This window comes from Lentzea sp. NPDC006480 (assembly GCF_040611995.1).
GTDB lineage: Bacteria > Actinomycetota > Actinomycetes > Mycobacteriales > Pseudonocardiaceae > Lentzea.
This window is the reverse complement of sequence record NZ_JBEXPJ010000031.1, coordinates 18187-31183: the sequence shown is the minus strand read 5'-3', so window position 1 is coordinate 31183 and position 12997 is coordinate 18187. Positions and strand designations below refer to the sequence as shown.

Sequence of the window (12997 nt, the reverse complement as noted above, 5' to 3'; positions counted from 1 at the left end):
CCGTGAACTGCCACGGCCCTGTCACCGCGCTGTTGCGCCGTGACAGGGCCGCGTGAACTGCGAGAACTTACTTCTTGAGCAGCTCGATCAGCGCGTCGACGTCCTTGGGCTCGAAGCCGCGGAACACCGTCAGCGCCAGCTCGTAGTACGAGCGGACCGGGCTCACGTACCACTTGCCGTCGACCTTGGTCGCGACCACGCCGACACCGGTCTTCATGACCGACGCGGCGACCCGGCCGATGACCTCGACGGCGGCGGCCGGGATCTTGCCGCCGCCCTGCTGCTGCATGAGCTGCGTGATCTCGTCCGCGCACAGCTTCTGCGCACCCTGGCCGGGAACCGTGGCGGAGTAGCAGTCACCGTCGCGGACGACCGTGACGGTCTCGCCCTCGGCGGTCACCGACAGCTTCTTGATCGTGACCTGCTTGCCGCCGGTCACGTCCTTGACGTCGGTCTCCAGCTCGTTCAGCTTGGCACCGGTCGGGCCCATCTTGCCCGCCTGCTCCAGCAGCAACGGGCCGAGGTCCTGCAGCACACCGGCCTCGTCCGGCGGCAGCAGCGAGATGACCGTCTTCAGGTCACCGTCCATCGCCGCGGTGACGAGCTGCTTGGCCGCGTCCTGCGCCGAACCCGCGCCCTGCGGCGCGAAACCCTGCTGCGGCCACTTGAGCTTCTCCTCCTCCAGCGCGACGTTCGCGATGGTGTAGAAGGCGCTCGGGTACCACTCCTTGCCGACCTTGATCGTCGCGATGCCGATCGGCGTGCCGCGCTTCTGGACCTCCGCGGTGATGTCCCAGGTCTTCGTCTCGGACTTGGTCATGCTGACCTTGTCGCCGATCGCGTCCATCAGCTTGTCGGTCAGCGGCACCTTCGAGATGTCCGAGGTGACCGTGATCTTGCCCTCGACCAGCTTGTTGATGGTGAGGTGGTCGTTGATCTTCTCGGCCTTGGCCTCGTCGAACTTGATGTTCTCGCTCTTGAACTCGATGCCCGACATCTTGTTCGGGTCGGCGTCCGGCTTGAGGATCTCCAGACGCTTCATCTCCTTCGTCATCGAGTCCAGGTAGTCCTTCGACAACGCGGCCTCTGCGGGCGCCAGCGACGCGGTGATGCCGACGACGTCACCGCTGCCGAGCTGCTCGATGAGGTTCTTCGCCGCGACGGCCGGGGTGTCCTGGCCCGCGTTCGCCGCCGGGTCGGACTTCTTCAGCGCGAAGAACGTGACAGCGCCGCCCACGAGCAGCAGCACGGCGACCACGGCCGTGATGACCAGGCCGGTGCGCTTCTTCTTCGGCGGCTCGCCGCCCATCGGGGCGTAGCCGTACGGCTGCTGGTCGAAGCCCTGCTGCGGAAAGCCCTGCGGACCCGTCTGCGGGTAGCCCTGCTGCGGGAAACCCTGCGGCCCGGTCTGCGGGTGGCCCTGCTGGGGGAACCCCTGCGGCCCGGTCTGGGGCGGACCCTGCTGGTAGCCGCCCTGCTGGTAGCCGCCCTGCTGCGGGTACCCACCCGGCTGCTGGGGCTGCTGCGGGTAGCCGCCCTGCTGGGGGTACCCACCCTGCTGTGGATGGCCGCCCTGCTGCGGGTTGTTCTGCGGCTGCCACTGGCCGCCGCCACCACCTGGGTAGCTCACGGATTCCCTCCCGAAGTAATCACTGCGCTGCGCCTGTTGGAGGTGAGCACCGTGATCGCCCCCACGATCGTCAGTACGGCACCAGCGAGGGTGACGGCCGGTCCGGCGATGCTGATTCCGACCAATGCACCCTTGCTATCCCCTTGGACTGTGGCTAGTAGGGCCACGGTTCCACTGATCGTGCCAAAGAGCAGACCGACGCATGCGGCGATTCGTCGAAAACGGACCACGTAAAGGACCGCGGCGATCATGGCGAGGGGTGTGAGTCCCACCCAGACCGACGTGACGACGCCGCCCGCCACCCCGTCCAGCCCGGCCAGATCACGCAGCGAGAGCACCTCGTAACTGTCCCTCGTGGTCATGCCGGACTTCAGCCACGGCAAGAAGGTTCCGGTGATGGAAGTGATCAGGCCCACTGTCATGATCCCTGCCGCGATGGCGGCTCCCGCTGCGCTGCGCACCCGACTAGTGTGACCCGATGGCCACGGAGGCGTGCACAGCGGCACGGGCGCTGGTCGCGTCCGCGCACCGGATCACCGTGCTGACGGGCGCCGGAGTCTCCACCGATTCGGGCATCCCGGACTTCCGCGGGCCGGACGGGCTGTGGACGCGCGACGCCGACGTGGGACGCGCATCCTCGCTGGAGACCTATCTTTCCGATCCCGAGGCACGCAGGCTCGCCTGGCGGTTGCGGCTCGACAGTCCCGTGTGGACGGCCAAGCCCAACGCCGCGCACAAGGCGTTGGTGGAGCTCGAACGATCAGGGCGGCTGCGCACGGTCGTCACGCAGAACATCGACGGCCTGCACCAGAAAGCGGGCTCGGATCCGCATCGGGTGCTGGAGCTGCACGGCACGTTGCACGCCACCGTGTGCCTCGGATGTGGTGCCACGGGCCCGATGCGCGAGGCGTTGAAGCGGGTCGCGGACGGAGATCCCGAACCGGAATGCCTGCGGTGCGGCGGAATCCTCAAGTCCGCCACGATCTCGTTCGGGCAGGAGCTCGACGGCGAGGTGCTGCGCCGCGCCCGGCTCGCCGCGCTGGACTGCGATGTGCTGCTCGTGGCCGGCACGTCGCTCTCCGTGCAACCCGCGGCCGGGCTCGTACCGCTGGCCGCGCGCGCCGGTGCCCAAGTGATCATCTGCAACGCCGAACCGACGCCGTACGACTCGCTCGCGGCCGTCGTGCTGCACGAACCCGTCGGCGAGGTGCTTCCCGATCTCAGTTCGGTTCCTCCATCCGGGGGAGCGCGATTCTCGTCCTGGGGAGATCCGAGCACCTGGTCGTAGGGTCGGACCATGCGCGTACCGCTGATCACCACGGACTTCCTGGACCGGGCGTCGTTCGCGTTCGGAGCGACGACCGCGACCATCGACGAACCCGACCAGCCCGCCAAGCCGGTCGAGACGACGACGTACGCGGAGATGGCGACCCGTGTACGCGCGTGGCAGGCCGGGTTCGACGCTCTGGGCGTCGGCGAGGGCGAACGGGTCGCCGTCGTCAGCCACAACTCGGCGCGGATGCTGGAGCTGCTGCACGCGCTGCCCGGCAGCGGGCGGATCTGCGTGCCGGTGAACTTCCGCCTGCGACCCGACGAGGTGAAGTACATCGTCGAGCACAGCGGTGCCTCGGCGTTGTTCGTCGACCCCGAGTTGCAACTGGACGACGTGGTGGCACGGCACCGGTTCACGCTCGGTGAGGAGTCCGAGTCGCTGCTGCGGTTCGATGTGGAGCCACGGCCGTGGAGCGCGCCCTCGGAGGACGCGACCGCCACGATCAACTACACGTCCGGCACCACCGCGCGGCCCAAGGGCGTGCAGCTCACGCACCGCAACATCTGGCTGAACGCGGTCACGTTCGCGATGCACACGCGGGCGTGGGAGGGCGACGTGTACATGCACGTGCTGCCGATGTTCCACTGCAACGGCTGGGGAATGCCGTTCGGGCTCGCGGGTCTGGGCGTGCCGCAGGTGGTGCTGCGCAAGGTCGACGGCGCTGAGATCCTGCGTCGTGTGCGCGACCACGGCGTCACGCTGATGTGCGGCGCACCGGCCGTGTGGAACGCCGTGCTGGAGGCCGCTCAGTCGTGGGACGGCGAGATTCCCGGCCGTGACCGCGTACGGATCGTGTGTGCCGGTGCGCCGCCGCCCTCGCGCACGATCCAGCGCGTGACCGAGGAGCTCGGGTGGGAGTTCCTGCAGATCTACGGCCTGACCGAGACGGCGCCGCTGCTCACCTTCAACCGCGCCCAGCCGGGCCCGTCGGGTGAGGAGAAGGCGAAGAAGCAGTCGCGGGCGGGCGCTCCGGCGTTGGGCGCGCAGCTGCGGATCTCGCCGGACGGCGAGGTGCTCGCGCGGTCGAACGTCGTGATGGAGGGCTACTGGGAGAACCCGGCGGCGACGTCGGACGCCATCGAGGACGGCTGGTTCCGCACCGGCGACGGCGGCTTCTTCGACGACGAGGGCTACCTGACGATCTCGGACCGCAAGAAGGACGTGATCATCACCGGCGGCGAGAACGTGTCGTCGATCGAGGTCGAGGACTGCCTGTTCTCGCACCCGGCCGTCGCCGAGGTCGCGGTGATCGGGGTGCCCCACGAGAAGTGGGGTGAAACGATCAAGGCGTTGGTCGTCCGGTCCGGGGACGTCACCGAAGCCGAGCTGATCAAGCACTGCAAGGAGCGGCTCGCCGGCTACAAGGCGCCGACGTCCGTGGAGTTCCGCGACTCGATCCCGCGCACGGCGACCGGCAAGATCCAGAAGTTCAAGCTGCGCGAGCCGTACTGGACTGGGCGAGACCGAGGAGTCAACTAGTCCGGTCTGGCGACACGCCGGACTCCGATCGTCCCAAAAGGACTACCACGCGTGTTCCACTGTGACACGTGTGGTTGACGGTGCGTTAGTTCCAGATGCGCCGAATGAGTCTGATTGGTCTAATGCGGTCGGAGGTGATGTCCGGTGTTGACACGACTCTCCGCCGTGTTGGTGTTGATGTTGGCCGTCTTGACCGGGACGGCCGAAGCCGCTGTGCCGCCGCCTCCGCCGAACCCGAGCGACTCGGAGATCTCGGCGTCGCGGGCGGAAGCGGACGCGAAGGCCGCCCGCGTGGGCGAGCTGACCGGCAGGCTCACCCAGGCCGAGTCGCGCCTGCAGGAGCTGCTCGACGACGTCTCGTACAAGCGCGAGCTCGCCAACAAGGCGCGCGTCGACCTGGAGACGGCGATCTCTGAGGCCGACGCCGCCCGTCGTGAGGCCACGGCCGCGCGCGTGCAGGCCGACGCGGCTTCCGCTGCCGTCGAACGGAGTCGTCGTGAGCTGGACGAGTTCGCTGCGGCTTCGTACGCGCAGGGCAGCACCGTCGGCTCGTTCTCCGCGTACATCGGCGCGAAGTCGCCCGAGGACCTGCTGGCGCGCGCCCAGCTGCTGGAGGCCGTGTCGTCGGCCGGGCTGAACCGGCTGGACCAGGTGACCCGCGACCAGGGCACCGCCGCGAACCTCGACGCCGCCGCCCGCGCCGCCGTGCAGAGGGCAGAGTCGAAGCAGGCCGCCGCCGACGAGGCCAAGAAGGTCGCGGAGCAGGCGCAGCAGGTGGCCGTCGACGCGCACACCGCCCAGGCCGCCGCGACCTCGGAGCTCCAGTCCAACAAGGACGCTGTCGAACGTGAGCTGGTCGCGGCGCGCGGTGAGGTCAACGGCCTTGAGGCGCAACGACAGCAGTACGACCAGTGGGTCGAGGCGAAGAAGCGCGAAGAAGAAGAGAACGCCCGGCGTGCGGCTGCTGCCGCTGCCGCCGCTGCACCGGCTCCGCAACGTCCGGCTGCTGCTGCTCCCGCGCCGTCAGCTGGTGGCGTGCAGGCGGTCATCAACCGCGCGTTGGCGCAACGCGGTGTCATCTACGCGTGGGGCGGCGGCAACTACAACGGCCCCACTTATGGCGTGCGCGACGGTGGCGTCGCTGATGCCTACGGCGACTACCGCAAGATCGGCTTCGACTGCTCGGGCCTGATGATGTACGCGTTCGCGGGCGTCGGCGTCTACCTGCCGCACTACAGCGGCTACCAGTACAACTCCGGACGCAAGGTGCCGCTGGCGCAGATGGCGCCGGGCGACATGATCTTCTGGGGTCCGGGTGGCGGCACGCACGTGGCGTTGTACCTGGGCGGCGGGATGATGGTCGAGGCGCCGCATTCCGGTGCGGTGGTGCGGATTTCTCCCGTGCGGTACGGCGGCATCATGCCGTACGTGACGCGCATGCTCTGACGACACCGGCAGCCATCGCCTTCAGTGCGTGGTCCTGGCCGGACAGTTGCCCGGCCAGGTGTCGCACGACGTTCGGATCGATCCGGGCCAAGGTCTCGGCCAGATCCCGCCACACGGCGTTGGCGTCGTCGGAGTAAGGGCCCGACGCGACCAGGCGCAGTTCCTGTTGCGCGCGGTTGAGCACGGCTTTCGCGTCGCCGGCATCCCAGACCGCCATGCCGGTGGCGATCTTGACCAGGATCTCGGCGGTCTCGATGCGCGCGTGGTCCTCGTCTCGGTGGATCTCGATGAGGTTCAGCGTCCGCAGCGCCCTGGCCGGATCGAACTCGGCGAACGCCTTGGCGACGCGCATGAAGCGGAACCAGGCGGCCGTGTGGCTCTGGTTCATCGCGAGCGAGCGCACGACGATCTGCTCCGCCTGGGCGGGATCGACCGCTGCCAGGCTGTCGGCGAAGAAGAGGAGGTCCATCGCCGACGCGCCGTCGGTGACCTGCTGGGTGAGCTGCCGGCTGAGCGCGGGATCGAGCTTCACCGCGGCGGCGGCGACCACCCCGAGCACCTTCCTCGTGTTGAGCCGCTTCGCGATCTCCGTCGCGTCCTGCAGCCAGAACTCGGCCTGCTCGCGGTCGGCGACCTCCTTGGTCATCTCGCACAGGGCGTCGACCCGGATGGAGCCGGAGTGGATCCTGGCCGTCACGGCCTCCGCGCGGTAGAGGTCCGTGCCGGCCACCGCGATGGCGAGGCTCTTGCGGCTGAGGTCCTGGCTGTCGTCGCCGGTGCGCCGCCCTCGGAAGTAGTGGTCGAACAGCGCGAACCCGTAGTCGCGACTGACGGTGATGGCCCGTTTGATCCACTCGGAGGAGACGTGGCCGTGCGCCCAATCGTCGGGGGAGATGTCCTGGAGGATGCCGATCGCGTTCGGCGCGTCGACGGCTGCAATCTCGTCCGCGAAGCGGCGCAGCCAGACGAGGCGGAAGACCCGGTCCGGTTCGCTCAGGCTGTTGACCGCCGCTACCCGCACCAGAGGGATGGCGCGGTCAGGTGCGGTGCGGGTACGCAGGAGTGCGACCGCCGCGGACCCCCGGAGGCCGACGTCGTCGGTGCCGGCCAGGATCGGCTCGACCAGCAGCGCCGCGCGTTCCGGGGCGCAGTGGGCGATCGAGCAAGCCAGCGACGTGATGTCCCACCCGGTGGGGGCGGAGCCCAGCACCAGGCCGATCACCTGCTCGCCGCGTTCGGGATCGGTCTCGAAGACGGTTGCCGCGATCTGGACCAGGGCCTCGGTCCTCACCTTCGGCTCGGTGATGGAACTCGCGATGCGCAGTGCCACGTCGACGGACGGTCCGACGGGTGCCGAGTGGATGTGCACGTCGCCGTGGACCGTTCCGATCTGGGTCACCGGGCCGTGCACGGTTCCCGGAACGGTGTTGTGCGCGCGATCCTCCGGCATGCCGCCCAGCATGACATCGCGCTGAAACCCGGTGACCCGTCCGTCGGACAGGCCACCGGGAGACTGATCACGCAGCGGGCAGGCGCAGCGGCACCGACTTCGTGTACTTGCGGCGCAGCCAGTTGTGGTACGGGTGCACGGTCACGCCGTCCGGGCCGCGCACGACGACCTCTTCGAGACACCAGGCGTCACCCTGGTAGTCGAATGCGATGTCGACCGACTGGATCGGGCCCAGTTCCGGCAGGGCGAGGTGGTACGTGTCGACGCGGCCGCGCTCGAACTCCCCGGCCTCGTCGCCGAACGGCTGCCAGGGGCCCGAGATGGTGCCGTTCAGGCGCGCCTCGACCGTGGCGTCCGTGCCCGCGCCAACGATGTTGCAGGTCACGAACTGGACGGTGTACGGCACCGGCGGCGCGGCCTGGGCGGTCGTCGGCGTGATGATGGTGGCGAGCGCCGTGGCCAGGACGCCGGCGATCGCACGAACTGCGAGCTTCATGCTTGGTCCCCCTCCGAGTTGAACCCGGTGGCCCGCCCGGAGGACGGGCCACCGGGAGACCACGTCAGGCAGCGCCCAGGTTGAGCGGGAACGACTTCGAGTACACCCGGCTCAGCCAGTTGTGGTACGGGTGCACCGTCACGCCCTGCGGGCCGCGCACGACGACCTCTTCGAGGCACCAGTGCGAGCTGTCGCCCTTGTTGTCGAACGACAGGTCGATCGAGCGGATCGGGCCGAGGTCGCTCAGCGTGAAGCTGTACGAGTCGGTGTGGCCGCGCTCGCGGTCGTCGCCCGAGTTGTCGAGGTTGTACCAGCCGCCGGAGGCGTTGCCGTTCAGGCGCGCCTCGACCCTCGCGTCGGTACCCGCGTCCTCGACGTTGCAGGTCACGAGGTCGATGGTGTAGACCGCCGGCGCGGCCTGGGCGGACGTCATGCCCATGATCGTGGCGAGTGCGGCGGCCGACATGCCGACGATCGCACGAGCTGCGAGCTTCATGCTGTGGTTCCCCTCTGGGTTGAATCGGTGTTGCTGAGGGGAAAGGTGTCAGCGGGCTGTTGCGCGACTATGTGGAATCGATGTGATCCGCAGGTCAGAGCAGGTTTCTGGTCCAGAGCTGGCCGATCACGTCGTGGCCGAAGCTGTGCTGCGGGGTCTTCTCGGCGAGCTCGAACCCGTGCGCCTCGTAGATCTTCCGCGCCGACGTCAGTCCGTCGACCGTCCACAACACCATGCGCTCGTAGCCGGCGTTCTTGGCGAACTCGATGCACGTTTCGACGAGCTTGTTGCCCACGCCGTGTCCGCGCGCGTTGGGGTGCACGAGCAGCACGCGCAGCTTTGCGGTCGTGTCGTCTTCTCGCACGCAGAGCACGCATCCGACGCGTTCACCGTCCAGTTCGGCGATCCAGGCGGCCTCCCTGGTGTCGTCGTGGTCCACTGCGTAGTCGCCGATGATCTTGGCGACCAGAGCCTCGAACGACGTGTCCCAGTTGTACTCGGACGCGTAGAGCTCGCCGTGTGCCTGGATTACCCAGCCCAGGTCGCCGGGCCGGCCGAGCGGGCGGATCTGCATGGGTTCCCTCCACTGACACGACTGTTTCAGTAATGCGAAGATAGCCCCTATGCCGTCCGCGCGGGAGACCGAACTGCTCGAAGCCGCCTACCGGTACGTGCTCACCCACGGCCTGGCGGACGTGTCGCTGCGTCCGTTGGCGGCGGCCATCGGGTCGAGCACACGGGTGCTGCTCTACCTGTTCGGCAGCAAGGAAGGCCTGGTCAGGGCATTGCTGGCGCGTGCTCGTGCCGACGAGCTGGCGCTGCTCGCCGACATCGGGGCCGGGCCTGGTGTCGCCGCGCGGTTGTGGGAGTGGCTGTCCGCGCCCGCTCATCGGCCGTTGCTGACGTTGTGGCTGGAGGCCTACGCGCGCTCTCTCGTGGAGCCTGACGGGCCGTGGGCGGGTTTCGCGCGCGCGACCGTGCACGACTGGCTGGAGGTGCTGCGCGCTTCTCAGCCCGTTGACGTGCGTGACACGCCTGCGGGGCTCAAAGCGCGCACGCGGGAGCTCGCGTTGCTGCGGGGTGCGTTGCTGGACCTGCTGGCCACCGGCGACGAGGAACGGGTCAGCGCGGCACTGGCGTGAAGCCGAGCGCGGTGAGGAGGCGCTCCGACGGTGTGTTGCCGTCGGTGACCGCGGCGACGACCGGGGCGTTGAGGGCTCGCAGGGAGGCCGCGACGACCGCGGTGCCGAGGCCCTTGTTCTTCCAGTCCGGGTGCGTGATCACGTAGCCGAGCCAGAAGTCGTTGCCGTTCAAGGAGATCAGCGAGGCGGCCACCAGGCCGCCCTGGTCGATCACGAAGCTCGCGTGCGGCACCGCGTTGTGCCGCCAGCTCGCGATCTCGACCGCGCCGTCGCTGTTGCCGCCGAGCTGTTCGTCGATGGTGCCGGCATAGGCGCGTTCCATGAGGTCGGCGAGAGCGACGTCGTCCTCGTCGTTGATGGGTCTCGTGACGTTCGGCAGCTCGGGCAACGGCGCCGGCGCGCGGCGGTACAAGGTCCTCTTCATGCGTTCAGTGTGGTGTGGGACTAGCTTTGCGGCGTGAAGATCGTGGTATTCGGTCCGACTGGAATGGTGGGCCAGGGAGCGGTGCGCGAGGCGCTGCTCGATCCGGCGGTCGACACCGTCGTCACGGTGGCGCGGTCGCAGATGGCCGTGACCGACCCCAAACAGCAGCACGTCCTGCACACGGACTTCGGTGACCTGTCGCCGATCGCCGACCAGCTGGCTGACGCCGACGCCTGCTTCTACTGCATGGGTCTGACGTCGGCGGGTCGCACCGAGGCCGAGTACACGCCCGTGACGCACGACTACGCGCTTGAGGCCGCACGTGCCGTCGGTGGCACGTATGTGTACGTGTCGGGCGAGGGCGCGGACGCCGACAGCAAGACGATGTGGTCGCGTGTGAAGGGCCGCACGGAGAACGAGCTGCTGGCGCTGGACCGGCGGGTGTTCGTGGTGCGGCCGGGGTTCATCCAGCCGCGGCACGGGATCACCTCGCGCACCCGGATCTACCGCTACGTCTACTCGTGGACCGGGTGGCTCATCCCGGTGCTGCGGCGGGTGGCGCCGAAGTTCGTCACGAGCACCGAGGACCTCGGCCGTGCCATGGTGGCGCTGGCCAAGGGAGCCGAGCCGGCGGCGAAGATCCTGCGCAGCGACGAGATCAACCGGCTGGCGCGGTGACGCTCGACGAGGCCGTCCGCGCGTACCAGGAAGACGGCTACGAGGTCACGCACGTCGTCGAGTCGGTCTGCGGCGGGTGCGGCGGCAGGACGTTCCAGGTGCAGGTGACCGAGGAGCAGGCGATGTGCCGGACCTGCCTCGCCTGCGGGCTCGCGGAGTTCATCGCCGACTCGGACGAGCACTGGGACGACGATGACGCGCAGGAGTGCGCCTGCACGTGCGGCGGCGAGGAGTTCACCGCCGCACTCGGGCTGTCGTGCGGCTCGGACGGCGAGGTGCGCTGGGTGACGGTCGGCCTGCGGTGCCTCGCGTGCGGGCTGTCCGGTGTGTACGAGGACTGGAAGATCGACTACCTGCCGAGCGGCCACCTGCTCACGCGGGCTTGAACGCGTCCTCGGTCTTGACCACGCCCGCCGACCGGCCCGGCGCCGTGTGGTTGTCCCAGTAGAGGTTGGTGTGCGCGATGACCTTGTCCGGCGTGGGCGCGCCCCACTCGGACAGGTCCTCCGTCGTGTGCGCGTCGCTCACCAGCAGGGCGTCGTAGCCGCGGACGATCGCGCCGTGCAGGGTCGAGCGGATGCACTCGTCGGTCTGCGCGCCGGACACCACGAGGCTGCCGATGCCCTTGCCCGCCAGCACTTCCTCGAGGTCGGTGTCCTCGAACGAGTCGGCGTAGGTCTTGTGCACCACCGGTTCGCCGTCGGCGAGCTTCAGCTCGGGCACGAACTGCCAGCCGTCGGTGTTCTTGGGCATGTGATCGCTGCTGTGCTGCACCCACACGACGTCGACGCCGGCCGCGCGGGCCTTGTCGACGAGGGTGGCCACGTTGGCAACGACCTCGTCGCGGTTGTGGGCGTGGCCTACGACGCCGTTCTGCACGTCGATCACGAGCAACGCGGTGTTGGGGCGGTTCGCCAGAGTCGTCACGCGCGCCACACTATGCCTCGGGTCTGACAATTTCAGCGAGAGCGCAGGCGGCGCAGCATGCGGGCGTCCTCGAAGCCGACGTTGCGGGCCGCGGTCTCGACCGTGGCGCCCTGGCCGATGAGGTGTTCGGCCCGTTCGACCCTCAGCGCCTGCTGGTACCTCAACGGCGTCATGCCCGTCGCACGGCCGAACAACCGCGTCACGGTGCGTTCGCTGCATCCCGCGACCGTGGCGAGGTCTGTGAGAGAGAGGCGGTCCGTGAGCCGTGACTCGATGACGTCCTGAATGCGGTGCACGGTCTCGTTGATGTGCGACCGGTGCCGCAGCAGCACGCTCGCTTGCTGGTCGTCACCGTTCCTGCGCGCGTAGACGACCATCGTGCGCGCGATGGCCGCAGCAGTGGCGGGTCCATGCCGTGTTGCGACGAGGTTCAGCGCCAGGTCGATGCCGCTCGCGATGCCCGCGGACGTCACGACTCTGTCGTCCTCCACGAACAGAACATCGCGCACGACCCGTGCGTGCGGGTAGCGACGTTCGAGCTCGTCCTGCAGTTCGTGGTGCGTGGTGCAACGTCGGCCATCGAGCAGACCGGCGCGCCCCAGCACGTCCGCACCGGCGCACACACTCGCGACCGTGCCCCCGTTGGCGTGGTGCTGCTGGAGCCACGCCAACGCTCTTGCGCTCAACGGCCCGGTTCCCGCGATCTTCGGCGACCGCCATCCCGGCACGAACACGAGGTCGTGCACGGCGAGCTCCGGCAGCTCCGTCGCCGCGCCCAGCGGTACACCCTGATGGCTGGGCACGGACTCGGAGTCGCCGACGTAGGACAGCTCGTAGCCGCCCACGAGGTCGGCCGCGCTGGAGAACACCTGCGCCGGCCCCGCGAGGTCGAGCAGGTGCACTCCAGGCACGAGGACGAAGACGACTCTGGTCACGATCCGGTCAGCGTAGCGACATCCGAGATCCGCGCGAACCGACCGGCCAGGACGTACTCGGTCCGCTCGATGATCTCCTCGACCCCGAGCACCTTCCCGGTCCGCCAGTGCGGCAGCGGCGTGGTCGCGGTCGCGTCCGTCACGAACGTCATGCCGAACCCGAGATCCGACCCGACCCGCGTGGTCGTCTCGCAGCACTGCTCGGTCCGGATGCCGCTGATCAGCAACTCGCCGACACCCCTCGACGTGAGCGTCTGCTGCAGGTTCGTCGTGGTGAACGCGTTGTGCGAGGTCTTGGTCAGGATCGGCTCGTCGTCCAGCGGCTTGAGCCCGTCGATCAGCCGCACGTGCCCGAGCGCGGGGTCGAACACGTCGCCGCTGCCGGGCTCGGCGTGCAGCACCCACACCACCAGGTCACCGGCGTCACGCGACATGTCGACCAGCTGGTTCACCTTGCCGACGATGTCCGGGTTCGAGGTCTCGGCCCAGTTGGGGCGCTGGCGGAACGACTCCTGCACGTCGATGACGATCAATGCTCGCTTCATGACACCAGCGTGGTCG

16 protein-coding genes are annotated in these 12997 nt (G+C 68.8%); 6 read left to right on the top strand and 10 right to left on the bottom strand.

Going from position 1 to position 12997, the window contains the following annotated elements; genetic code table 11:
• Positions 1 to 67: 67 nt before the first annotated feature.
• Both ABZX92_RS15240 and ABZX92_RS15235 read right to left on the bottom strand, forming a co-directional pair.
• The gene (locus ABZX92_RS15240) at positions 68 to 1630 is read right to left on the bottom strand and encodes a flagellar basal body protein FliL (protein WP_355558733.1); all 1563 of its coding nucleotides are present in this window, start codon (positions 1628 to 1630) and stop codon (positions 68 to 70) included.
• Complete coding sequence (locus ABZX92_RS15235) at positions 1627 to 2091, bottom strand: hypothetical protein (protein ID WP_355558730.1); 465 nt, start codon at positions 2089 to 2091, stop codon at positions 1627 to 1629. Before ABZX92_RS15235 ends, ABZX92_RS15240 begins: the two co-directional genes overlap by 4 nt.
• Before the next feature lie 17 nt (positions 2092 to 2108).
• Here ABZX92_RS15235 and ABZX92_RS15230 point away from each other — a divergent pair, with 17 nt between their 5' ends.
• The 3 genes from ABZX92_RS15230 (at position 2109) to ABZX92_RS15220 (ending at position 5888) form a co-directional block, all read left to right on the top strand.
• Positions 2109 to 2918, top strand: coding sequence for a Sir2 family NAD-dependent protein deacetylase (locus tag ABZX92_RS15230; protein WP_355558727.1), 810 nt, complete (start codon positions 2109 to 2111; stop codon positions 2916 to 2918).
• Between the two features lie 9 nt (positions 2919 to 2927).
• Positions 2928 to 4442 (top strand): AMP-binding protein, encoded by a 1515-nt coding sequence (locus tag ABZX92_RS15225; protein ID WP_355558724.1) that lies wholly within the window; start codon positions 2928 to 2930, stop codon positions 4440 to 4442.
• A gap of 177 nt (positions 4443 to 4619) precedes the next feature.
• Positions 4620 to 5888, top strand: a complete 1269-nt coding sequence (locus ABZX92_RS15220) for an NlpC/P60 family protein (protein WP_355558721.1) — start codon at positions 4620 to 4622, stop codon at positions 5886 to 5888.
• Here the strand turns inward: ABZX92_RS15220 and ABZX92_RS15215 are convergent.
• The 4 genes from ABZX92_RS15215 to ABZX92_RS15200 form a co-directional block, all read right to left on the bottom strand.
• A complete protein-coding gene (locus tag ABZX92_RS15215) occupies positions 5860 to 7338 on the bottom strand; it encodes a hypothetical protein (RefSeq protein WP_355558719.1) in 1479 nt (492 codons plus the stop codon). The genes ABZX92_RS15220 and ABZX92_RS15215 overlap by 29 nt on opposite strands.
• A 67-nt stretch (positions 7339 to 7405) precedes the next feature.
• A complete protein-coding gene (locus ABZX92_RS15210; RefSeq protein ID WP_355558716.1) occupies positions 7406 to 7834 on the bottom strand; it encodes a PLAT/LH2 domain-containing protein in 429 nt (142 codons plus the stop codon).
• Between the two features lie 64 nt (positions 7835 to 7898).
• Complete coding sequence (locus ABZX92_RS15205; protein ID WP_355558713.1) at positions 7899 to 8330, bottom strand: PLAT/LH2 domain-containing protein; 432 nt, start codon at positions 8328 to 8330, stop codon at positions 7899 to 7901.
• Between the two features lie 94 nt (positions 8331 to 8424).
• A complete protein-coding gene (locus ABZX92_RS15200; RefSeq protein WP_355558711.1) occupies positions 8425 to 8904 on the bottom strand; it encodes a GNAT family N-acetyltransferase in 480 nt (159 codons plus the stop codon).
• Positions 8905 to 8953: 49 nt separating this feature from the next.
• Between ABZX92_RS15200 and ABZX92_RS15195 the strand changes: the two genes are divergently transcribed.
• On the top strand, positions 8954 to 9472 hold the full coding sequence (locus ABZX92_RS15195; RefSeq protein WP_355558708.1) for a TetR/AcrR family transcriptional regulator: 519 nt from the start codon (positions 8954 to 8956) through the stop codon (positions 9470 to 9472).
• Here ABZX92_RS15195 and ABZX92_RS15190 read toward each other — a convergent pair.
• A complete protein-coding gene (locus ABZX92_RS15190) occupies positions 9453 to 9896 on the bottom strand; it encodes a GNAT family N-acetyltransferase (RefSeq protein ID WP_355558705.1) in 444 nt (147 codons plus the stop codon). The genes ABZX92_RS15195 and ABZX92_RS15190 overlap by 20 nt on opposite strands.
• Before the next feature lie 33 nt (positions 9897 to 9929).
• Between ABZX92_RS15190 and ABZX92_RS15185 the strand changes: the two genes are divergently transcribed.
• Both ABZX92_RS15185 and ABZX92_RS15180 read left to right on the top strand, forming a co-directional pair.
• Positions 9930 to 10574, top strand: a complete 645-nt coding sequence (locus tag ABZX92_RS15185; RefSeq protein ID WP_355558702.1) for an epimerase — start codon at positions 9930 to 9932, stop codon at positions 10572 to 10574.
• Entirely contained in the window at positions 10571 to 10960 is a 390-nt protein-coding gene (locus tag ABZX92_RS15180) for a hypothetical protein (protein WP_355558699.1), read from the top strand. Before ABZX92_RS15185 ends, ABZX92_RS15180 begins: the two co-directional genes overlap by 4 nt.
• On the opposite strand, the gene ABZX92_RS15175 is transcribed toward ABZX92_RS15180, so the two are convergent.
• The 3 genes from ABZX92_RS15175 to ABZX92_RS15165 are packed head-to-tail and all read right to left on the bottom strand — an operon-like array spanning position 10947 to position 12981.
• Positions 10947 to 11501, bottom strand: coding sequence for an isochorismatase family protein (locus ABZX92_RS15175; RefSeq protein WP_355558696.1), 555 nt, complete (start codon positions 11499 to 11501; stop codon positions 10947 to 10949). The two genes, ABZX92_RS15180 and ABZX92_RS15175, sit on opposite strands and share 14 nt — an antisense overlap.
• A gap of 32 nt (positions 11502 to 11533) precedes the next feature.
• Positions 11534 to 12436, bottom strand: coding sequence for a DJ-1/PfpI family protein (locus ABZX92_RS15170; protein ID WP_355558694.1), 903 nt, complete (start codon positions 12434 to 12436; stop codon positions 11534 to 11536).
• A complete protein-coding gene (locus ABZX92_RS15165; protein ID WP_355558691.1) occupies positions 12433 to 12981 on the bottom strand; it encodes an isochorismatase family protein in 549 nt (182 codons plus the stop codon). Before ABZX92_RS15165 ends, ABZX92_RS15170 begins: the two co-directional genes overlap by 4 nt.
• Positions 12982 to 12997: the final 16 nt, after the last annotated feature.